Here is a 22,104-nt window from a genome sequence, read left to right as displayed (position 1 = left end):
GGACTTTAATTCGATAGATAAAATATAACTTAATCGCGAACGGCCGTTTGGCTTACTGCCGAGGCCACCACGCCAATTGTTGCCAGGTAACCTGCAATGGTTCCAACCACTGCAGGCAGTGCAACAGGAGCAGCCAATAGTGCCCCGCCGATCGCTCCAATCATAAGACCAATTGTGCGGACCTTGCGGAAGAATTTAGGAGTAGGAGATTTTACCCGTTCAGCCAGGGTGATTTTTTTATCAGTGTTCATAGTTTTTAAATTGTTGATGTTCTAAAATTTCAATTCGTTTTTCCAGGTAGCTTACTTTCTGATTTAACAGATCATACCCGTTTTTAAATTCCGATTTGATCAGTGAGGTAGTGGTTTTTACTTCGGACAGATCCCGTTCTACTTTTCTGAAATCAGTATGCAGCTGCCGGATGAAATAGGCTACAGCCGAAAGAAGCAGACTAATTAAGGACCCAAAGAATATTCCAAGTTCTGACATAGTTAGAGGTGTTGATTTGTAACTGTTAAATGAGCAGATTCAGCAGGGATGATCATTGCCAATACCGGATAGATGCGCTCATAAGCCAGGCGCGATTGATAAACTTCAAATTCGCCATTCACCAGATTATACCAGGATCCGAGTAAAGGGCAGCCTGCCGTATCATTGATCGTATTGCCAATGTGCAGGTAGACCGATTTGAAATTGGGAATGCCCGAGATCTCGATCATTCCTTTATGCATCCCTGGGTATTGCTTCCGGCATTCCACGTTCATACCTCCCCAGGTATTTAAAAGGAGTTTGTAAGAACCTTCCGGGATACAAGTTTTCCCTGGTATTTTGATTGGACGAATCGCATCTTCTAAAAGATAGTTGGCAAAAACTCCGTTAATATATAAATGGCTCAGGGTAGATGATTTTCCCTGAGCCATTCGTTTAAGTTCAATGAGCGCCATCTTAAAAGGTAGCAATCAATTTTAACGCATTGCTTCCGTTCAACAAGTAGTAATTGACACCTACTTGCTGGTAGAACTCCACCCCTATGGCAGCCATAACAGTGGCATCGGTTGAAACTGTTGCCAAGTTTGATAAAGCCGCGTTTAAGTTCAGAACTGGTACCGCTTGTTTCAAATCCTGGAAGCCAGAGATTGCTACGGCCGAAGCTTCATTTTCCGCTGCAGCCAAAGGCTCATAAGTTTTCGTTGCTTCATTATAGGCATAATCCGAAACCACGCCCAATGCCAACACTACTTTGAAATGGGTAGCTCCAAGTGGCGCTCTAACCTTGCTGAATGGATCAAATGCTTCCACCTGTAAATCGGCACTCAAACGGTTAACTGCAGTTGTAACAGCAAAAGGAACATTGAACACGGTATCAAAGTTAATCTTGCGATTAAACTGGATTCCCAATAAATACTGAGGTTGTTGAGAAATAAGGATAGCGCGATACCCACGAGCTTCCGATTGATCCTCTAAGTTGATTTTTTTCATCACCGCAGTAACCCGGCCGGTTAGCTGTGAATCAGACATGGAATTGAGTAAAGCAGAAAATGCAGTTCGCAACGATTTGCCAGCTTTGGCCGAACCGCCAAACTCATTCATGTTTTCACGGGTACGACTGAACTCGCTTGCCGTTTTAACCTGCTGACTGGTAGGACCACCAACCATACCCGCAAAGTAACCTTTTTGACCTTTGATTTTGAAGTGGCGGATATCGCCCAGGGTACCCACATACTTTAAGGAGCCTTTTTGTCTTGCCATAGTTTTTAGCTTTTTAAGTGATAAATATTTTAGCTAAAACTATTGGTAATCAGGGATTTATTAAATATTATTGTAATGCATTCGGGTGCAACTACATCGAATTGTAGTGCACAAAGTGGTTCTTTAAAAAACTGTAGGTAGGTAAATTATAACATAAAAAAATGTTTAACCTATGTTGTACCCCTAAAACATAAATAGCCATAAATCATTGATTTATAGCTATTTATGAACTTGGTTGTGGTCCCTACAGGAATCGAACCTGTACCTCGAGAACCGGAATCTCGAATTCTATCCATTAAACTAAAGGACCTTTACTAGTAGTAGCCCAGACGGGAATCGAACCCGTATCTAAAGTTTAGGAAACTTCTATTCTATCCATTGAACTACCGGGCCTGCGATAGGCGGCAAAACTACTGTTTTGAAGCCAAATCTGAAAACGTTAAAAGGTCTTTTATCGAATTTCGCTTCCGTTTTTCACCGAAGTGGTTGGAGCGGCAAAGCATAATTTGCCATCAGCATCTTCAGCCATTAAAATCATTCCTTGTGATTCAATACCTTTAATTTCTCTTGGAGCTAGGTTAACTAGAATGCTTACCTGTTGACCAACAATGTTTTCCGGTTCAAAATATTCAGCAATTCCTGAAACAACCGTACGCTGATCAATTCCTGTATCTATCGTTAACTTTAATAATTTCTTAGTTTTTGCTACTTTCTCAGCTGCTAAAATAGTTCCAACACGAATATCCATTTTCGAAAATTCATCGAAAGAAATATTGTCTTTTGCAGGAGTAACCTCTTTTGCTGCAGCTGCATTTGCTGTTTTTGATGCTTCGAGCTTCTGTAATTGTTGTTCAATAACATTGTCTTCCAGCTTTTCAAACAACAAAGCAGGCTCTGCAATCTGATGCCCTTCTGCTAATAAGTTAATACCACCTGTATTATCCCATGAGCTTTCTGAAAGATTAAGCATGGTTGAAAGCTTTTGGGCACTAAAAGGAATAAAGGGCTCTGCCAAAACAGCAAGATTAGCGGCGATCTGCAAACCAATATTCATGATGGTTTTAACGCGTTCTTCATCTGTTTTGATAAGTTTCCAAGGTTCTGTATCAGCTAAATATTTATTACCTAATCGGGCCAGGTTCATAAACTCCTGCATGGCTTCACGGAAGCGATAAGCCTCAATAGATGCTCCGATTTTTGCAGGATAGCCTTTTAGCTCTTCAATAACTTCTTTGTCGAAATCGGTTAATGTGCCTAAAGCAGGAACTACACCGTTATAATATTTTTGGGTTAGTACTGCTACACGGTTAATGAAGTTACCGAAGATGGCTACCAATTCATTGTTGTTACGGGCCTGATAATCTTTCCAGGTAAAATCATTGTCCTTGGTTTCAGGGAATGTTGAGCACAACACGTAACGCAAAACATCCTGCTTATCTTTAAAATCAACCAAATAATCATTTAACCAAACAGCCCAGTTGCGTGAAGTAGAGATCTTATTATTCTCCAGGTTTAAGAACTCATTTGCTGGAACATCGTCTGCTAAAGTATATGTCCCATCAGCCATTAACATGGCAGGGAAAATCAAACAATGGAACACGATATTATCTTTTCCGATAAAGTGTACCAGTTTAGTGTCATCTGATTTCCAGTGCTCCTCCCAACTTGCAGCACTTGATTGCGGCTGTCGAGCAGTCAGGTAATATTCTTCTTTTTTAGCTTCCGGATAACCTGCTTTTTTCGATTCGAATAACTCTTTAGTGGCTGATATATAACCAATCGGCGCATCAAACCAAACATATAATACTTTTCCATCAGCGCCTTCAACCGGAACTGGTACGCCCCATTCCAAATCGCGGGTTACGGCACGAGGTTGCAAGCCTTGCGATAACCATGATTTGCACTGGCCAAAAACGTTCGATTTCCAGTTTTGATGGTCCTCTAAAATATATTTCTCTAGTTGAGGCTGGTATTTATCTAAAGGTAAATACCAGTGTTTGGTTGATTTTAAAACCGGCTGCTCTCCACTTAATGTCGATTTTGGATTAATTAATTCAGTGGCATTAAGAGTTGAACCGCAGTTTTCACATTGGTCGCCATAAGCTTTGTCATAACTACATTTCGGACAAGTTCCTGTGATATAACGGTCGGCTAAAAACTGCTGAGCTTTTTTATCATAATATTGCTCACTCTCTTCAACAATAAACTCGCCCTTATCATACAACTTTTTAAAGAAATCTGCTGAAGTTTCATGATGAGTTTGAGATGAAGTACGATGATAGATATCGAATGAAATACCAAAATCGCGGAATGAGTCGCCAATAATTTTATGGTACTTATCAACTACTTGCTGCGGAGTAACGCCTTCGGCCTTTGCTTTAATGGTAATTGGAACTCCATGTTCATCGGAACCACAAATAAATACCACTTCTTTACCCTTTGAACGTAAATAACGCACAAAAATATCAGCAGGTAAATAAGCGCCAGCTAAGTGGCCAATATGAACTGGGCCATTGGTATAAGGCAAAGCAGAAGTAACCGTATATCTTTTGAATTCTTTCATCGAAACTATAAAAGTGATTTAATGATAGATTGAGAGAATAATGGGTGTGAATAGCGATGTATAAAGCATTCTTTTCATTATAAATTCTCACGAAACTCGGCAAAGATAAAGAATTTAGTGTAAGCGGGTAATGACATTGCGACTGATTCTTGATTCTTGCATCTAATCCTTACATCTTTGCGCTATGAACAGAACTCCAGCTTACTTACAACCCGGCGATACAATAGGAATATTATGTACTGCCCGCTACGTAACCGCCGAACAGCTTCAACCTGCCATTAAGATATTTGAAGATTGGGGGTTAAAAGTAAAGCTGGGCAGTACAGTTAATGCCGAATGGCATATTTTCGGCGGTGACGATGTGTTGAGGGCCTGCGATCTGACAGATTTTTTTAATGATCCCGAGATAAAGGCTATTGTTTGTGCCCGCGGTGGGTATGGAACTATTCGCATGATCGATAAGGTTGATTTTTCGGGTTTTATAAATAATCCGAAGTGGCTGGTTGGATTCAGTGATGTAACAGCCTTACATACCCATATTAACAGTATGTACGAAATTCCTACCCTACATGCTTCCATGCCGGTTATTATTGATAATAAAACACCCGAAGCAATTGATTCATTAAAGAAAGCTTTATTTGGAGATGAACTCAATTACTCTTATAAAAACACTTCAACATTCGGTCGTAGTGGCGAAGTTGAAGCAGAGATTGTAGGTGGAAATTTATCACTCATCCATACGGTTCAAAATACCGTGTCGGAATTGTTCATGTATGATAAAATTCTATTCATTGAAGAAGTAGGAGAGTGGTTGTATAATATCGACCGAATGATGTGGAACTTAAAGCGCTCAAGTAAATTACAAAATTTAAAAGGCTTGATCGTTGGCGGTTTTAGTGAGCTTCAGGATAATGAAATTCCCTTCGGATTAAGCTATGAGGAAATTATTTGGGAGAAGGTAAAGGATTTTGACTTCCCTGTTTGTTTTGGCTTTCCGGCAGGTCATATTGCCGATAACCGAGCCATTAAGATGGGAGTAAATGCGGTGTTAAGGGTGGGTGAGAGTATTAGTTTTAGCCAGAAGATATAAAAAATGCCCCGATTTCTCGGGGCTATTTTTCGTCTATTTCGAGATAACAATCTTGGCTATTCCAAACGAACCTTCATCAACTGTATTGCTTACATTTATTGTAATGCTTGTTGAACACGCATCTAAAGTTCCAGTTCCCTCTACACTATAATTATGATACCCAAAGAAATCGGCTAATACCGTTTGTTTAGGGATGTTAATTGTTCTGTTAACGGGGTCAACTGTCATTGTAAAGGTCGCTGTTGGATCTTCAACCCATCCAGTTATTCTAAAAGTATTCTCACCCTCTAATGTTATTGTGACTGGATATGATCCTTCCCAGAAGCTTGGGTCGTCAACAGTTACAGATCCCGAAAAAGCATCTAAATTGAGTGGGCAGACAGCATTGAATGTTACAGTAAGGCTGGAGCCAGGGAAGTTTTGAACATCTCCACCATAGGGTTCAATTCCGTTAGAATTAAACCCTGGCACAACAGTGCCATTTGTTAGAACAACATTTGCTCTCATTTCAAAAAAATCACCTGGAACTATGCTGCTTACGTCTATTCCAAATACTTGAGCCAGTTTAGCTCCTGTTACATCAACACTAGTTGGAAAGGCTGTAATATCGGCCTGAAATACTTTTACGTTATTATAATCGCCATTTCGAGCAACCATTAGGTCAATCTTTTTAGGTTTCTCTTTATCTGGAAAATATAAACCAACATCTACTTTGCTTGCAAACTCTGCTGGTTCTTCAATTATGGCGCTAGCTCCTTCTCCTAACTTGACTTGTGGAACGGGAACACTAACGATATCAGGCAATTTGGGATTGTCCTCCTTTCGACAAGAAAGTGTTGCTATCCCAAGTAGAAGTATAATTGATAATATCTTTTTCATAATTAACTATTTTAATGATAGACAATTGCTTTCTATTTATCCCAAAATACTGGGAACTTACTTGGATCAGATTTTTGTGCAGGCGCATTTGCATTTGCATTTAAATCATTTTGACTAAATGGCAATGACAATGGGTAATCTCTACTTTGCTGTACAGGAATTGAAGGCTGAGCTCCCGGATTATCAGGGTCACCATCAATTGGGGGCTGGAATTTTCCTCCTGGGGCTTGTGCTGGATTTCTGGGATTAAACAGTACAGGAAAACCGGTACGTCTGTAGTCACTGTAGGCATCAACACTACTGCCGAAAGCTGCAATCCATTTTTCGGTTAATATAAGTTCTAACTTGCCCGCCGTGCTTTTGGCGTCATACTCGGACATCACCTTAGTAATGTAACTAGTAACAGCGGCTGAGCCAGCTAAAGTTGGAATTGTTTGTCCGGCGTTTGCTAATTCGACTACATAATCAACTTGTTTAAACGATTCAGTTATTGCAGCGTTTAATTTAGCCTTTGCATCTCCTGTCGCTATGCCAGCATTAATTAATTCGGCCTCAAGATAAAGTCTGTCGGCGTAGGTTAAAAACTTATAAGGTGCTGCTCCTGATCCACTTGTTGGGGTAATTTTAACTTTGTTGCCATCTCCGTCTAAGGCTCCATCGTCATATCGTCCACCAACCGGATATATGCCGAATAAGGTCATTGATTGATCTTGGGAGAAATCTCTATTTGGACCTGTAGAACCAAACACAATTGAAAGAAATGAACCATCTCTGTATTCAGTAGGGTTTTGAGCAGATTCAGTAGGAGTTAATTGAGTATAAAAATAATATGGAATTCTTGGGTCCTCATTGTTCGTTAAAATGGTTTCGTTATAACCTTTAAGAATTTCATAAAACCATGGGCTTTGATAATGAGTTTTTTGACCGGCGGGGTAATCCGAGTAACCAGGGTTTCGATCATCCGGAGAAATTGTTGTACCATAGTAAAACATTAATCCCTCTTCGGTTGAACTAATTAATGCCGATGGGTTGCTTAAAAGCTGATTCACAGGTCCGGATACATCTTGCGTTAATCTTATTTGAGTATAGAGCTTAAGCTTGATGGTGTTGGCGGCTTTTTTCCATTTTTCAACACTTCCCTGATACATAATATCACTTGCTCCAGGATCGCTTCCTCCTTTATCTAAATCTTGAATTCCCTCATCTAAAAGCGTAATTAGACTCGGGTAGACATCTTGTCCTTTATCATATTTTGGAAAAATAACCCCTGTTTCCAAAAACTTGTTAGCTTCTGAAAATGGAACATCAGCAAATGTGTCAACTAATTGGCTGAATGCATAAGCCTTCAGAATTTTAGCAATGCCTACGTAAACCATATTGCTTTCGGTGGTTCCCTGAGAAATAATATTTTCAAGATCTTGTAAAGAACCACTGTAAATATCATCCCAGGCACCTAGCAAACTAAAGTTTTCACCCGTGGCATTGTATTGATCCTGTGATTCTCTGACCGTTACCTGATGGGTATAAACAGAAAGGATTTCTGTTAAACCAATAGCTTCGCTACCTCTTGTAAAGCCTAAGCTAAAAGCTAAGTGTTGCTGAGCTGTAGGAAGAAGTTTATTCAGCGAAACTTTTGTTGGATTATTTGGATCCGTATTAACATCCAGAAAGCTTTTTGTGCAACTTGTTAGAAACAAGAAGCATATCCAAAAAACCGAGTACTTTATATTTATTCTTAGAAATTTCATATGTCATAAGTATTAAAATGTAACCTTTAAATTAACACCATATCGTCGGGTTGTTGGGGCTGCCGAAAGTTCAATACCTTGAGTAGATGATGCGAAACTGTTTACATCAGGATTGAAGTTCGTGTTTTTCGGCAAGTTAGGTGCTAAAAACCATAGATTTCGAGCTGTAAATGAAAGTGATAAACTGCCAATTGGAGTTTTTTGGAAGTATTTTTTAGGGAAATCATAACCCAATGTCAGTTCTCTTAATGTATAAACCGTTGCATCATACACATTCCATTCAGTTGCGGAATTGATGGCAAATGATTCACCAAAAAACATCTCATTCATACTCACTACTGTTGTATTAGGGATTTTGTTTCCGCCTGCATCTAATAAAGGCTCTCCGGTATTTGGGTCTCCATAGTAACCAGGGATTACGAAACCTCCTTCGCGGTTTTCGGTGTCTTTGGTAACTCCACGTCCTAGTAAAGAACTTACAGTAACCGAATACATATCACCACCTTGTGTCCAGTCAAATAAGGTATTAAAGAATATACCTTTATAAGTAACACCCAGGCTAATACCTGCTTTGTATTTAGGATTTGGATCACCTATCATTTGTTGTCCCGAGGCCCTGATTAATAAACCGGTTTCTGGATTAATCATTAAGTTGCCCTCACTGTCACGATAGTTAACAGTTCCCCTTAGGTAACCAAAAGGTTTTCCTGGTTCGATATAAGGAGAAATTTCATCCAATACGCCATTCAATGTTAGGCGAGTTAATCCTTCTTCTAAATAGTTTACAGTTGCTTTGTTTTTGGTGAATGTTCCTTTTATGTTAACATTCCAGTCTGCGGTTCTAATTGGATTTAACCCAAGCTCTAATTCTACTCCTTTATTGGTTACCTTACCCACATTAACATATGCATTGCTAAAACCGGAAGAAGTTGGAACCGGTACCGCGGCAATTTGGTTTGTCGACGCCCTTTGGTACCAAGCAAAATCAACACTAATTAGTTTTTTAAGAAACTCTAACTGAGTGCCTATTTCAATGTCTTCGGTGAACTCAGGCTTCAAATTTGGATTTAGTGCCGTATTAGCTTGGGTAGCTGATGGTTGTCCAACAACATTATTGCCAAGAGAGTAAGTATTTTGCAATGAATACGGAGGCGCATCACGTCCAACTTTGGCCCAGCTGGCCCTAACTTTACCAAAATCAAGCGGTCCCCAATTTATTCCAATCGCATCAGTAAAGATTACCGAAGCGGAAACAGAAGGGTAGAAATAACTTCTATTATTCTCAGGTAAAGTCGACGACCAGTCATTTCTTCCTGTTACAGTAAGAAATGCATAATTTTTATATCCTAAAGTTAATTCTGCATATAAACCCCATAGCCTTTGTCTTTCATAAAATGTATTAAGAAGATCTTTAGTGATATCCTTTGTATTGGTAATGGTATATATTCCGGGAGCTATTATTTGCGAACCGTCAAAACCTTGAGTATTTGTAGTTCGTTGGTTAACATTAAATCCTCCCATTGCCCTAAAGGTGAAATTTTCATTGAAAGCTTTATGTGGGGTATAGGTAAATACCAGGTTTGATTCAAGTTCCTGCTTTTTATAGTTTTGTTCAAAAATAGATCCTAAACCTCCTTCAGCCCGGGAGCCAAGATCAATAATCTGGCGTCTGAAGAAATTGCTAGTGTTAGCCCCTGCTTGGTAGCTTACATTTAGATTTATCGGTTTAATATCGTAAGATAACTTTAAAGAAGCAACGTATCTATCGGTACCAGTTTTAACCGTATTATGTTTCCATGACCATAAAGGATTGTCATACTGTGCCGGGCTTGTAGATACAGGAAACCCGTCAGCATCTTCATATGGTAAACCGGCTAAATTCCAGTTACGAGCGAGGAAAAGATTTCGTGCAAAGGAAGAAGCTGCCCCATCCACTTGGTTTTCACCGAAAACACCTCCTGCCTGATTACTGTTTGAATAAGCGAAATTACCTGCAGCGGTTAATCCGTTTGTAAGTTTAGAAAGACCACCAAAACTTAAGCTAACCCGGCTAAAATCGGATTCGGGAACGTAACCACTTTGAGTTAAATAGGATGCTGTTCCACTTAATGATGTTTTTTCAGTACCACTCTGAATGCTTATCGAGTTCTCATATAATGAGCCCTTATCGAAAAGGTCCTTAACATTGTTTGGGTAAGCCTGATATGGTACCGTTGGCCCAAACTGGTCAGGAAATGCTGCCAAATAAGCAGGCCAGGTAGGAATTGTTTCTCTGCTGCCAAATTTTTCTCCCCATGAACCATTAGCATTGGCGTAGGTGAACAATGTTCCTGCACCGTAAGTGTTTTGGTAATTAGGTAAGTTTGCAATTTCTTCCATTGCTGCTGATGAAGCAAATGTTACTTCAAGACCTTTTTGCGAGAGCTTTGAACTTCCTGATTTTGTTTTAATAATCAAAGCACCATTTGAAGCCCTTGATCCGTACAGTGCAGCCGCCGCCGCTCCTTTTAATACAGAAATAGATTCAATATCATTCGGATCCAGGGAAGATAATCCGCTTGAATAAGCACCTCCGCCAGAAGTTGGATCTGAGCTTTCAATTACATCATTCGAATACGGGATTCCATCTACTACAATAAGTGGTTCATTGTCTCCGTAAAATGAAGTATAGCCCCTGATATTGATTCTTGTAGCTGCACCAGGAGTTCCTTGGGATGCCCGAATGTCCACGCCTGCAACTTTACCTTGCATACCCTTAAGCATATCCGGTTCAGATTTCTGCAACAGATTATCTGGTGAAACCGTTGAAACAGCATATCCTAGGGTTTTCTTTTCCCTGCTTACACCTAATGCGGTAACTACAACTTCTCCCAACTGTTTTGAATCTTGCTCCAGAGCAACATTGTAATTATTACCAGCTCCAATTGTTACTTCATGGGTGATATATCCAATGTATTGAAAAACAAGAATTTTGGTTCCGGAAGGAATGGAAATGGAGTATTTGCCTTCTTGATTGGTTTGAGCACCTAAATTGGTCCCTTTTACTTGGATGGTTACTCCTGGTACGGGTTGACCATCTAATTTGTCGGTTACCGTACCTGTAATGGTACGGTTTTGCGCCATGCTAACAAAGGTAAACATCAGTAGCCAGGCGACTAAAAGTAAACTTTTCTTCATGAGAGTGAAATTTAGATAACTGATTTTTAAGCTTTTAACTATTTACAGAAGATCCGTATAAAGCCAAGGACAAATTGTTTGTTTTTTCAAACACTTTATTTCTTTATTGACTTTCTTAACATCTTCTTAAGAGAGAATAAATGCCTCGTATGTAAGTTTGCTTTATTGACTATGCTAAATTATTTGAGGTAAAAATCTCAATGGAAATGTTGAAGGCTGTTATCTTCCTTCGTACTAAATAATGAAAACTTCGATCGGCAAAAACTACATAAGAGGCACGGGTACAAAAATTCTAGCAAAAGTTATTCCGAGTTAAACTTCATCATAAATTACCCTTTTAGCTTATTTATTTGCATCTGTGAGGAAATAAGGCAGAGTTTTAACATCGGTTTTTCATGGATTGATGCCATGTTATGTTAATTTACATAATTGTAAATTCAAATCATAGGTTTAGAAAATAAATTAGTCCAAAAAGTTTGTAACCTTTTGGACTAATTTTTAAGAATAGATTTTATTTATCCCACCAAACAGGAACAGACAAATCACTAGTAACGGTTGCTTGTGTATTATATAATCGTTCGTCGATAGAGGTTGGAAACCTCACTGGTATCCTAGCGGGTTGTCCATTTGGATTAGGCAATAAAGCAGGAAATCCTGTCCTTCGAAAATCATTAAATGGTTCTATTTGTGTAAAAAGCGCAACATATTTCTGAGTAATTATTTGTTGTAATGTAACTGTAGTTGCGGAAGCAATATTTGTAACAAATGTGGGGTCTTCAGTTCCGGTAACTCTTCGTAACGAGGCTTTAATTGCTTCGTTGTATGCAGTAGCAGCTGCGGATCCATTCCCCAAACGTAAATTTGCTTCGGCTTCTATAAATTTAGCTTCACTATAAGTAACCAAAGGCAATGGTGAAGTATTTGAGGCAATTCCCAGCCCAAATGTTGAAGTATTGGTGTTAACTTGGTCACCTGCAGTGTTTCCGGAGTACCCTCCTGCTTGATCTTTTGAAGCAAAAAATGGCAAACGTGGGTCATTGGTAATTTTCATTAAATTAATAAACACGGCTCCCATTTGTATGTAGCCTCCTCTGTTACTTTGAAAAGCAGCCCATTGGTTAAAGCTCGTCGGCACATTAAAGAAAACAGCATCCATATCTCCGGCTTCCTTGCCACTTAAATCTGCAGCTGCCAAGAAACTCAGGGCTTGATTTGCACTTCCAGTAGCATCGATCTGACTTAAACGGTTTGCATATCTAGCTTTAACTATATATGCCGCGCGTTTCCATAAAGCAACATCACCCTCAAAAATAAGGTCATCCGCAGCGGGAAGTGAAATGTTATCTGAAGCAGCCTTGCCAAAATCAACAATGGCCGCATCGAGTAATGATTGAATAGCAGATATAACAGACTCTTGACTATCATAAGGTGATGAATACTGTTGTTCCAGACCTTTAAATGCTTGAGAAAATGGAACATCGCCCCAAAGGTCTGTTGCTGTTCCAATATTAATAGCCATCATTACCTTCGCCATTCCACCGTAATAAGGATTTTGAGCTCCATAGGTGTCGTTTAATGTTTTAGCATTAATAAGAGCTGCTGAATAAATAGTTTGCCAGTTATTGAGAACATCATTTTCTGTATAAACATATCGTGCATACGTTGCATATTGAAAGTTTGTTCCTGCAACATGCTGATCAAATAGGCTGGTTACACGAGCTAAGTCTCCAGTTTGTACCGCAAAGGTTGACACCTCCGATGCACTTAAAAGCAATGCCGCTGAGGCTACCTCGGGAGCATTAGGGTTTTCTGAATACTCTTCGAGTTTGCTATCGCAAGAAGCAGTCAGAAAAAATAATATAGTGGATATTAATGTTAAGCGTTTCATAGTCTTTTATGATTAGAATCCTATGTTAATACCAAAAATAAATGATCTCGATCCCGGATTGTTGAAATAGTCAAATCCTTGTATATTAGAACCCGCACCTGTCAAACTGGTTTCAGGATCAACACCATGATAATTTGTGTTTAAAAACAAGTTCCTGGCAGTAACATTTACACCAATGGAGTTTACATATTTTTCCCAAGGTTTTGGACGGAATGTATAGCTTAGTGTTAATTCTCTAACTCTAAACCAGTTTACATCTTCAATCATTTGCTCTGCTGCAGCTCCATTATCTCCTAGATAAAAATTATAATAGTCAAATGCACTAATTGAAATATCATTAGGTGTTCCATCGGCTTTCACTCCCGGAACTATATAAGTGCGTTCACGATCAGCAGAGGCCTCTGATCGGCCAATTCGGTTAAGACGAGCTCGTGTTCCATTCCAAATAGCTCCACCGTGCCTTATATCAAATAAAACATTCAACGAAACACCTTTATAACTAAATGTATTTCGAATACCTCCGGTCCAATCAGGCCAAGGGTTTCCTAATATTCCAAACTGTGGGTCCAGAAATGGTAGTCCACTTTCATCTACCAGTAGATTTTTATTGGCATCTCTGGCCCATTTGGTTCCATAGAGCATTCCTAATGGCTGACCAACAATGGCATAAGCGCCCGGATCTCCAAAGCCTGATTCTATTTCAAATTGGTCTACACCATCGGCTAACTCAAGTACCTCACTCTTATTTTTTGACCAAGTGATTCCCAGATTCCAATTGAATCCATCTCCTTTAAATAGATCTCCTGATGCTTCAATTTCTAACCCTTTATTTCTAAGTCTTGCTGAGTTTCCATAAACACTTCCAAAACCAGAGCTTGAGGCTAATGGCCGGAATAAGAGAACATCTTTTGACTCCTGATTATAGCCTGTTATATCCAGGTTTATGCGATTGTCTATAAACTTTAGATTTACACCTAGCTCATTGGCAATTTGGCGTTCAGGTTTTAAATCTGATGAGCCGATATTTGATAATGAATATCCAAAACCACTAACCCCCCCGTATGGAAATGATAGACCATTTGTAAAACCGTCCGTAAGAATTGGAACTTTTAAGTAGGTTTTTGCCTGATATGGCTCTGGAGATATACCAGATTGCGCATAAGCATATCTTAACTTGCCAAAACTAAACCATTCGGGTAGTTTGAAAGTTTCACTAAATACCCATGAAAGGTTGGCCGATGGATAAAAGAAGTTATTTTTTGCTGTACCAAAAGTTGATGACCATTCATTCCGACCAGCTAGTGAAATAAACAGCATATTGCGAAATGAAAAATCTAACTGACCAAATAATGCCCAGGTATACTGCCTTGTTTTTAACGTAGATGAGTATAAATTGGCCGCATTCGATAAGTCATAAAAATTAGGAATTGAAAGCACCGTTCCTCTGGAATATAAGCTTCCAAAGTTCTTATTTGTGATATTATGACCTGCAGTATAGTTTAATGTCCAATCTTTAGCAATATTACCACTGCCTGTAAAAATAAGGTCGCTGTAAATATCTCTATTTGTAATAGTGTTATAGTTTACCTGACCCGTTTGATCGGCGGCGTCATTGCCAAAAGAAGAAATTGCGAATACTTGTCGCCGATCATCTGAATAAGAATCGATCCCCAATTTATAAGTAACATTAAACCATGGCTTTCCAAGATAAGAAAGGTAAATATTTCCTAATACACGGTTCACATTATCATTAAAGGGGTTTTCATAAGAGGTATAATAAGGATTGTCGTAACCTAAGCCAAAATAAGTCCGTTGAAAACCATTATTGAATGTATAAGGATTTATATCAAAGGATGCGGGCATGCGCATTAGGCCTAACATTACTCCTCCCAAGGTGCTGCCGTTTTGCACCCTTTGTCCAGCTGATTTAATATAGTTCGCAGTACCACCAATTTTCAACCAGTCTTTTATATATCCATCGGCAGTAAGTCTGAAAGAAGTCCGTTTGAAATCTGTTCCGGGTACCACCCCATTCTGATTCGTATTGCCCACCCCAAACCTAAACGTAACTTTATCAGAACCCCCATCAACAGAAACATTAGTTGTATAAGATGTTGATGTTTCAAAGAATGTTGAGGCATTATCGTGTGAAGCAATTCCTGCCACACTCGAAATAAGCGGTCCCCAACTGGCCGATGTTCCAGCAGAAACATCATCGGCTGTGTTATATAAATTGTCAGGTCCGGGGTCTGCTGTAACATAGGTAGGAACCCCATTTTGTATAGTTCCCTGGGCATAAATGCTTTGTCTTTCTGGGAGATCGGTAACATTGGCAATCTCAATTGTTTGTCCCAAAGTAACTCCTAATCCTTTTTTATTCTTTCCTCTTTTAGTGGTGTAAACAATAGCTCCATTTCCGGCTCTTGCTCCATATAGGGCAGCTGCGGCAGGACCTTTAAGTATGGTTACAGATTCAATATCATCAGGGTTTAAGTCTATTGCTCTGTTTGAATTATTTACACCGCTAAGATTTTGATTAAAAGGATAATCACCGGCAGTACTTTGCGTAGTAGTATTATCTATTGGAACTCCATCCACAATAATTAAAGGTTGCACCTCTCCGGTAATAGTGGCAGGTGCTCTTAGCACTACTTTGCTGGAGGCTCCTGGAGTTCCTGCAGAACTCGTTACTTGCACACCCGCTGATTTTGCCGATAAGGCTTCGATAATATTAACTTCCCCAGAACGCTTAAGCTCATCACCTTTGAGATCAGTAACAGCATAACCTAAAGCCTTTTTTTCACGGCTTATTCCTAAAGCTGTCACAACAACTTCTCCTAATTGCTTAGAGTCCTGCTCCAATGCAATATTGACAACATTGCTTGCCCCTAATGCGACTTCACGAGTTATGTATCCAATGTATTGGAATGTAAGCGTTTTTGCATCACTTGGAATTGAAAGGGAATACTTGCCTTCTTGGTTGGTTTGGGAACCTAAATTGGTTCCTTTAACTTGGATGGTAACCCCGGGGACAGATTGACCATCTGATTTGTCGGTAACCGTACCTGTAATGGTACGATTTTGTGCCACGCTAACTAAAGAAAATAACACTAGCCAGGTGACTAAGAGTAAATTTTTCTTCATAAGAGTAAAATTTAAATAGCTGATTACCACCAAGTTAGTAAAAAAATAGTGGTTTGTCCATCCAAATATTTACCCGAGGGAGCTGGATTTCAAGTTATGTAACAAGCTTTTATCGATTTAGTTACACAACCTCAATTGTTGGCCTTTAAAACCAATGCTCATTTTTAGAACCCTAAATCTGTAACTTTTTTGAAACAGTGAAGAAGGCTGATTTAAGAGCTTACAACACATCGTTTTCAACAATAATTGTCAAAATTAACAGCACTTATTCCATCTACATTAACGATTGATCCGAGGGCTATTTCCACACCATTATCCAATTTCACAAACTCTTTATTATCCCTTTCAAAAAGATCAACTATCAATCCCATCGCATGTTTTTGCCGATTATCTTCATCATTATAAATGATCGAGCAAGGTGTTTTATTGGCTGCAAATGTTTCGAGTTTGCCAGAGAATAAGCTACTGAGTAATTTATATCGACCCATTTTTGAGATCATTAATGACTTTCTGTTGCCAGCTCCTTTTGATGCTCTTCTGTTAGTTTTCGCTGTAGTTCACCCGGAACCGGGGCATATTCGGCAAATTCAATACTTACTTTTGCTCGACCCTGACTAATATTTCGCAATACTGAAAAGTACTTATCAAGTTCAGCTAATGGTGTTCGGGATTTGATCACCTGAAATCCACTTCGATTATCCATCCCCGTAATAATACTTCTACGGCTTTGAAGTTCCGTCATCACATCGCCCATCATTTCATCCGGCACAGTGGTTTCAACATCATAAACCGGTTCAAGTAATTGAGGCTCAGCTTGATGAAAAGCCTCTTTAAAAGCCATCATTCCCGCAATTTTAAATGAAATATCATTGCTGTCAACCGGGTGCATTTTACCATCGTAAACGCTTACCCTAATGTCGCGCACATAGGATCCTGTTAAAGGCCCCTCGTGCATCTTTTCCATAACGCCTTTCAGTATTGATGGAATAAAACGGGCATCAATTACGCCACCAACAATACAGTTATTAAAAACCAGTTTTCCACCCCATGCTAATTCATGCGTCTCAGTATCTCTAACCGGGAACTCCTTGAGTGGAGCCATGCCATCAAAATAGGGCTCTATCTTCATAAATACTTCTCCAAACTGTCCCGCTCCTCCTGATTGTTTTTTATGGCGATAGGAAGAATTAGCGGCTTTTTGAATGGTTTCGCGATAGGGAATTCGAGCCTTAATAAACTCGACCTGCATCTTGTAAATATTTTCAAGTCGCCATTTGGTCAACGATAAATGAAGTTCACCCTGTCCATGAAGAATCACCTGTTTTAGTTCACGATTGTATTCGACCTCAATGGTAGGGTCCTCCATGTGGATTTCGCTTAGTACTTCGCTTAGTTTCTCGTCATCCTGTTTATTTCGTGCAATTATAGCTACTCTAACTTTTGGATGAGGAAACTTGATTGGAGCAATAGATCCGCTAGCTCCTTTAAAGTTTAGCGTATGATTGGTATAGGAATTCTTTAGTTTAAGAGTGCAACCAATGTCGCCGGCCTTTAATTTGTCAACGGCATTACGGTTTTTACCATCAGCAATAAAAAGTTGATTTAAACGCTCAACGGTGCTAGTTTTTTCATTAGTAAATTCCTGTCCAACGGAAACTTCACCTGAGATCACCTTAAAAAAAGAAAGCTTACCTAAATGAGGTTCAACCAATGTTTTAAAAATAAACAGGCGGGTTGGTCCTTTAGGATCACAGGGAGCTTCTTTTCCATTTTCCAACAGTTCTGCAGGCATGTCAACTGAGCTGGGGGCTACATTGTCAATAAATCCCATTAAACGGCCACTACCCATGTCTTTTTTTGCGGCTAAACAAAACACCGGAAAAACCTGATGTTTCATCATGCCAATTTTTAAGCCTTCACGCAGTTCATCCTCGTCTAAGTTGCCTTTTTCGAAATAAAGTTCCATTAGGCGTTCATCGTTTTCAGCCGCCTTTTCAACCAATTCATTATGTAGTTGATCTGCAGTTCCCTTTTCTGAATCAGGTATAGGTAGTTTTTCCGGCTTACCACCTTCTGCCGGAAACTTATACATGGTCATCTTCAAGAGATCAATGATGCAGTTAAAATTCAATCCGGCATTTAGCGGATATTGCATTACAGTAACTGCTGGTCCGAAGAATTTTTTAGCTTCTTCAATAGTTTGACTAAAATTGGCTTTGTCAGAGTCAAGTTGATTTACAGCTATTATTGTAGGTTTCTGATATCGGTCTATATAATCCCATAATAGCTCTGTACCTACTTCCACTCCATATTGTGCATTTAGTAACATTACCGCAGTGTCGCAAACACGTATTGAAGAAGCCACTTCTCCAATAAAATCATCCAATCCGGGGGTATCAATAAGATTTATTTTATAGTCGCGCCATTCGGTATGTAAAGAGGTCGCATAAACTGAATTACCACGTTCGTGTTCAATTTCATGATAGTCAGAGATGGTACTTTTATCCTCCACTGTACCTCGTCTGTTAATCAATCCTGCTTCAAATAACATGGTTTCGGCAAGCGTGGTCTTGCCGCTTTTCGCAGAGCCCACTAACACTACATTTTTAATGTGTTTTTCATCGTAAGTCTTCATAAATTTTCCTTTTTAGGTGGGTGAAAAGGCTTTATACGATTATTGAATTGGGAGCGGTAAGTAAAGCCTTTGCTTGCTGTTTTGTTGAAAATCAGAGGTTTAATTTAATTTTAATTTTTGATTAATGAAAACAAGAGGATTACTAATTTTATATAAGGTTAATAAAAACCAACGAACAGGTTAAGCGCAGATAGTAGTTCGATAATCTAATGGAGAAATTAGATCAAATTTTATTAGTAGTAATTTAATTTTATCTATGAGCAATTGTTTTGAAAATGATTAATTTCCACTTAATTAAAATCAAACCTTAGAAACACATGGAAACTAAAAGTACTTTATTTATGAAGATAAAAACTGTAGGATTGTTATCAATTGTATTGCTGGCAACTTCTTGTTCAAACGAACTTAAATTTGTAAAAGTAAAGAGCACTGAACCTGTATATGTGAGAACTACTGAAGCAGTTCAAATAGAAGCACAAAGTACCGAAACACGAGCTCAGGAAACGGAAAATACGGAAGCATTGGTTTCAAATGTGACACCTGATGGAGCAGCTCAAGCAACTGAAAGCTTAACAGGCCAACAAACTACTTCAACCCGTCAGTTGGTTCGTTCCGAAATGAGTAAAAATGTTGCTTTCAATAAATTATCGGCAAGCCAGCAAGAAAAGGTGGAGAAATTAATTACTAAACGTGTTGACAAAGTGGTGGCTAAGAAAAAAGCGGCTCCAGCTCCGGCTCCAAACGTTCAGTTCACACGTATTATGCTTATTGGTTTAATTATTCTATTAGCCGGTATTATTTTAGGTGCCATTGTTGGAGGTTTAGGCTGGATAGCTTTCGTAGTAGGTTTAGGTCTTATTGTTTACGGATTGATTGTTCAACTATAAAAATATCCTTTTACACTATTAATAAAGCGGCCTTGCAGGTATATTCTGCAAGGCCGCCTTATTATAAAATGAAGCAATTCTTTTATTTTAATAGCTTCTCAATAGCTTTTTCAACTTTTTCAAAGCCAAAGCCAGCAATAACGCTATCCATTGCGGTTTTTATTTGAGAGGTACAAAGATTGCCAATGCTTCCTTCGTGTGTATGGTTAATACTATCAGGGACTTCAAAATTGCCATCTTCTATTGCTAAGCCAACGCTTTTATAAGCTTCGCGAAACGGTACACCCTGTAATACCTGGTTATTCACTACTTCAACGCTAAATATGTATTTATACTTTTCATCATTAGTGATGCCATCATTGCAGGTAATATGCTGCAGCATGTAATTACAAATTTGAAGGCAATCGGTTAGCTCTTCAAATGCCGGAATGATCAGTGCCTTGGTGATTTGCATGTCGCGGAAATAACCCGATGGCAGATTATTCGTTAATAAGGTGAGGTCATTAGGTAAGCCTTGCAATTTATTGCATTTAGCCCGGATCAGTTCAAAAACATCAGGATTCTTTTTATGCGGCATTATGCTCGATCCGGTGGTCAAATGATCAGGAAAGCTGATGAATCCGAAATTCTGACTGATGTATAAACAAACATCATAAGCGAATTTTGATAAGGTAGCAGCTACCGATGCTAAAGCCATAGATACGATCTTCTCTGACTTTCCGCGTGTCATTTGTGCATAAACTACATTGTGGTTTAAGGCGCCAAAACCCAATAGTTCAGTAGTTAGAGTACGGTTTAATGGAAATGAGGAGCCATAACCTGCAGCCGAGCCTAAGGGATTTTTATTGGAAACCTTATAAGCGGCCAATAGCAACTCCATATCGTCAACCAGCGATTCGGCGTAAGCACCAAACCATAAACCAAACGATGAAGGCATAGCGATTTGCAAATGCGTGTATCCCGGAATTAGTTTTTCTTTATGTTCCTCACTCAGTCCTTGCAGCGTATCGAATAACTGCTGTACCAATTGCACAATTTGCTTTAATTCATTACGCAGGTATTGTTTAATGTCAACTAATACCTGGTCGTTACGCGAACGACCACTGTGAATCTTTTTTCCGGCTTCACCAATTCGTTGAGTCAATAAGTATTCTACCTGTGAGTGAACATCTTCAACCCCATCTTCAATTTTAAATTCTCCGCGCTCAATTTCACTGTAAATTTTTACCAGCTCTTTTTTTAAGGTCGAAAGGTCTTCTTTGCTTAATAGTCCAATGCTCTCTAGCATGGTAATATGTGCAATGGAGCCTAACACGTCAAACGGTGCCAGGTACATATCCAACTCACGATCGTTACCTACTGTAAATTGTTCTACTTCTTTTTGTACGTTGGTGTTTTTTGCCCAGAGTTTCATTTAAACACTAATTTTTCGAATTAATCGAATTTCACGAATTTATTTTTATCTCACATCTCACATCTCACATCTCACATCTCACATCTCACATCTTTTATGAAGTATACGCCTTAGCCTGTACAAATGAGTAAAAAAATACGGCATTTGGGTTTTTGGCTACGGCTTTCATTTCTTCTTTTACTTTTTCGGCAGTTTCAGCCTCCACATATCCCGAATCAATTAAGTTAGGCATTCCGCTCATCAACAGATCAGCCCAAAAATTGATCATCTCGGCCCGCTTCCCCGGTTGACGATTATCCAAATGAATGGTTTTAACCGTTGTTTGAATATTGGAATAGCCTACACTTTGCAGCATGTTTCCTAATTTGGCTCCAATAAACGGATCTCCGCCCATGTCATATTGTAAGTCGTTGTAACGCTTCCAATAAAGCCAGGTGTTGGGAGAATAGGGGTCGAGAAAAAAACTCGAATTCAATACCTCCGTCAGATAAACTACACTTCCTGGTTTTAGCACCCGTCTGATCTCTGATAGCACTTTTACGGGGTTAGGGATATGCTCCAATACCCAGCAAAGAAAAGCCCCGTCGAATTTATCATTTGCATTAAAATCCATATCGGTGGCATCCATCTGCAAAATCTCATAGCGGTTTTTTGCCACCGGATTTTCACTTAAAAAAGCACGCGCTGTTTCAATCTGGCTCTCCGAAAAATCAACACAGGTTAATTGTGTTGAAGGGAATCGGCGTAGCAAAATTTCTGTTTGTGCACCCACACCGCTACCCACCTCCAGCAGATTCTCAACTGATGAAAGATCGATGTCTGTATAAATATAGTTTTCGAGAAAACGAGCCTGGCGCATTAAGCGCTCCTGTTCAGTTTTCGAAAAGCCGTGAAGGTATTTTTCCTTTAGCATAAGATTACGGGTTTCGA

Annotated in this window: 16 protein-coding genes and 2 tRNA genes; 2 read left to right on the top strand and 16 right to left on the bottom strand. The window is 39.2% G+C overall.

Annotation, left to right across the window (positions count from 1 at the left end; all coding sequences use genetic code 11):
* Window positions 1-29: 29 nt before the first annotated feature.
* The 7 genes from C3K47_RS07840 to metG all read right to left on the bottom strand — a co-directional run bounded on the left by C3K47_RS07840 (window position 30) and on the right by metG (window position 4,312).
* Window positions 30-251 carry a hypothetical protein gene (locus tag C3K47_RS07840; RefSeq protein WP_103788574.1) on the bottom strand — a complete coding sequence of 74 codons (222 nt, stop codon included), beginning with the start codon at window positions 249-251 and terminating at the stop codon, window positions 30-32.
* The gene (locus tag C3K47_RS07835) at window positions 241-489 is read right to left on the bottom strand and encodes a hypothetical protein (RefSeq protein WP_103788573.1); all 249 of its coding nucleotides are present in this window, start codon (window positions 487-489) and stop codon (window positions 241-243) included. The genes C3K47_RS07840 and C3K47_RS07835 overlap by 11 nt, the downstream gene beginning before the upstream one ends.
* A gap of 2 nt (window positions 490-491) precedes the next feature.
* Window positions 492-944 carry a DUF5675 family protein gene (locus tag C3K47_RS07830; RefSeq protein ID WP_103788572.1) on the bottom strand — a complete coding sequence of 151 codons (453 nt, stop codon included), beginning with the start codon at window positions 942-944 and terminating at the stop codon, window positions 492-494.
* Between the two features lies 1 nt (window position 945).
* Window positions 946-1,749: a hypothetical protein gene (locus tag C3K47_RS07825; RefSeq protein ID WP_103788571.1), complete on the bottom strand. Its 804-nt coding sequence runs from the start codon at window positions 1,747-1,749 to the stop codon at window positions 946-948.
* Window positions 1,750-1,987: 238 nt separating this feature from the next.
* Window positions 1,988-2,059: transfer RNA gene (locus tag C3K47_RS07820), tRNA-Arg, on the bottom strand.
* Between the two features lie 11 nt (window positions 2,060-2,070).
* Window positions 2,071-2,142, bottom strand: a tRNA-Arg gene (locus C3K47_RS07815).
* A 58-nt stretch (window positions 2,143-2,200) separates the two neighbouring features.
* Entirely contained in the window at window positions 2,201-4,312 is a 2,112-nt protein-coding gene (gene metG / locus C3K47_RS07810) for a methionine--tRNA ligase (RefSeq protein ID WP_103788570.1), read from the bottom strand.
* A gap of 184 nt (window positions 4,313-4,496) precedes the next feature.
* Between metG and C3K47_RS07805 the strand changes: the two genes are divergently transcribed.
* Window positions 4,497-5,402, top strand: a complete 906-nt coding sequence (locus C3K47_RS07805; protein WP_103788569.1) for a S66 peptidase family protein — start codon at window positions 4,497-4,499, stop codon at window positions 5,400-5,402.
* A gap of 33 nt (window positions 5,403-5,435) precedes the next feature.
* On the opposite strand, the gene C3K47_RS07800 is transcribed toward C3K47_RS07805, so the two are convergent.
* From C3K47_RS07800 to C3K47_RS07770, 7 genes are all read right to left on the bottom strand, one after another.
* Window positions 5,436-6,281 carry a hypothetical protein gene (locus C3K47_RS07800; RefSeq protein WP_103788568.1) on the bottom strand — a complete coding sequence of 282 codons (846 nt, stop codon included), beginning with the start codon at window positions 6,279-6,281 and terminating at the stop codon, window positions 5,436-5,438.
* Between the two features lie 32 nt (window positions 6,282-6,313).
* A complete protein-coding gene (locus C3K47_RS07795; protein ID WP_103788567.1) occupies window positions 6,314-8,029 on the bottom strand; it encodes a SusD/RagB family nutrient-binding outer membrane lipoprotein in 1,716 nt (571 codons plus the stop codon).
* A gap of 12 nt (window positions 8,030-8,041) precedes the next feature.
* Window positions 8,042-11,206: a SusC/RagA family TonB-linked outer membrane protein gene (locus tag C3K47_RS07790; protein ID WP_103788566.1), complete on the bottom strand. Its 3,165-nt coding sequence runs from the start codon at window positions 11,204-11,206 to the stop codon at window positions 8,042-8,044.
* A gap of 511 nt (window positions 11,207-11,717) precedes the next feature.
* Window positions 11,718-13,094 (bottom strand): SusD/RagB family nutrient-binding outer membrane lipoprotein, encoded by a 1,377-nt coding sequence (locus tag C3K47_RS07785; RefSeq protein ID WP_103788565.1) that lies wholly within the window; start codon window positions 13,092-13,094, stop codon window positions 11,718-11,720.
* A 12-nt stretch (window positions 13,095-13,106) separates the two neighbouring features.
* Window positions 13,107-16,238, bottom strand: coding sequence for a SusC/RagA family TonB-linked outer membrane protein (locus C3K47_RS07780; protein WP_103788564.1), 3,132 nt, complete (start codon window positions 16,236-16,238; stop codon window positions 13,107-13,109).
* Window positions 16,239-16,474: 236 nt separating this feature from the next.
* Window positions 16,475-16,726, bottom strand: a complete 252-nt coding sequence (locus C3K47_RS07775; RefSeq protein WP_133159350.1) for a hypothetical protein — start codon at window positions 16,724-16,726, stop codon at window positions 16,475-16,477.
* Between the two features lie 11 nt (window positions 16,727-16,737).
* The gene (locus C3K47_RS07770) at window positions 16,738-18,873 is read right to left on the bottom strand and encodes an elongation factor G (protein ID WP_103788562.1); all 2,136 of its coding nucleotides are present in this window, start codon (window positions 18,871-18,873) and stop codon (window positions 16,738-16,740) included.
* A gap of 317 nt (window positions 18,874-19,190) precedes the next feature.
* Here C3K47_RS07770 and C3K47_RS07765 point away from each other — a divergent pair, with 317 nt between their 5' ends.
* Entirely contained in the window at window positions 19,191-19,760 is a 570-nt protein-coding gene (locus C3K47_RS07765) for a hypothetical protein (protein ID WP_103788561.1), read from the top strand.
* A gap of 82 nt (window positions 19,761-19,842) precedes the next feature.
* Here C3K47_RS07765 and argH read toward each other — a convergent pair whose 3' ends face one another.
* The gene (argH, locus tag C3K47_RS07760; protein WP_103788560.1) at window positions 19,843-21,174 is read right to left on the bottom strand and encodes an argininosuccinate lyase; all 1,332 of its coding nucleotides are present in this window, start codon (window positions 21,172-21,174) and stop codon (window positions 19,843-19,845) included.
* Window positions 21,175-21,268: 94 nt separating this feature from the next.
* A complete protein-coding gene (locus C3K47_RS07755; protein WP_103788559.1) occupies window positions 21,269-22,087 on the bottom strand; it encodes a class I SAM-dependent methyltransferase in 819 nt (272 codons plus the stop codon).
* Window positions 22,088-22,104 lie beyond the last annotated feature (17 nt).

The organism is Solitalea longa, from assembly GCF_002920915.1.
GTDB classification, from domain to species: domain Bacteria; phylum Bacteroidota; class Bacteroidia; order Sphingobacteriales; family Sphingobacteriaceae; genus Solitalea; species Solitalea longa.
Note: the sequence above shows the minus strand (reverse complement) of the source record. Positions and strands in the feature narration are given on the sequence as shown.

Excerpts from the sequence above, each read along its gene's own strand:
- C3K47_RS07840 (WP_103788574.1), bottom strand. The coding sequence starts at position 251 with ATGAACACTGATAAAAAAATCACCCTGGCTGAACGGGTAAAATCTCCT.
- C3K47_RS07835 (WP_103788573.1), bottom strand. The coding sequence starts at position 489 with ATGTCAGAACTTGGAATATTCTTTGGGTCCTTAATTAGTCTGCTTCTT.
- C3K47_RS07830 (WP_103788572.1), bottom strand. The coding sequence starts at position 944 with ATGGCGCTCATTGAACTTAAACGAATGGCTCAGGGAAAATCATCTACC.
- C3K47_RS07825 (WP_103788571.1), bottom strand. The coding sequence starts at position 1,749 with ATGGCAAGACAAAAAGGCTCCTTAAAGTATGTGGGTACCCTGGGCGAT.
- metG (WP_103788570.1), bottom strand. The coding sequence starts at position 4,312 with ATGAAAGAATTCAAAAGATATACGGTTACTTCTGCTTTGCCTTATACC.
- C3K47_RS07805 (WP_103788569.1), top strand. The coding sequence starts at position 4,497 with ATGAACAGAACTCCAGCTTACTTACAACCCGGCGATACAATAGGAATA.
- C3K47_RS07800 (WP_103788568.1), bottom strand. The coding sequence starts at position 6,281 with ATGAAAAAGATATTATCAATTATACTTCTACTTGGGATAGCAACACTT.
- C3K47_RS07795 (WP_103788567.1), bottom strand. The coding sequence starts at position 8,029 with ATGAAATTTCTAAGAATAAATATAAAGTACTCGGTTTTTTGGATATGC.
- C3K47_RS07790 (WP_103788566.1), bottom strand. The coding sequence starts at position 11,206 with ATGAAGAAAAGTTTACTTTTAGTCGCCTGGCTACTGATGTTTACCTTT.
- C3K47_RS07785 (WP_103788565.1), bottom strand. The coding sequence starts at position 13,094 with ATGAAACGCTTAACATTAATATCCACTATATTATTTTTTCTGACTGCT.
- C3K47_RS07780 (WP_103788564.1), bottom strand. The coding sequence starts at position 16,238 with ATGAAGAAAAATTTACTCTTAGTCACCTGGCTAGTGTTATTTTCTTTA.
- C3K47_RS07775 (WP_133159350.1), bottom strand. The coding sequence starts at position 16,726 with ATGGGTCGATATAAATTACTCAGTAGCTTATTCTCTGGCAAACTCGAA.
- C3K47_RS07770 (WP_103788562.1), bottom strand. The coding sequence starts at position 18,873 with ATGAAGACTTACGATGAAAAACACATTAAAAATGTAGTGTTAGTGGGC.
- C3K47_RS07765 (WP_103788561.1), top strand. The coding sequence starts at position 19,191 with ATGGAAACTAAAAGTACTTTATTTATGAAGATAAAAACTGTAGGATTG.
- argH (WP_103788560.1), bottom strand. The coding sequence starts at position 21,174 with ATGAAACTCTGGGCAAAAAACACCAACGTACAAAAAGAAGTAGAACAA.
- C3K47_RS07755 (WP_103788559.1), bottom strand. The coding sequence starts at position 22,087 with ATGCTAAAGGAAAAATACCTTCACGGCTTTTCGAAAACTGAACAGGAG.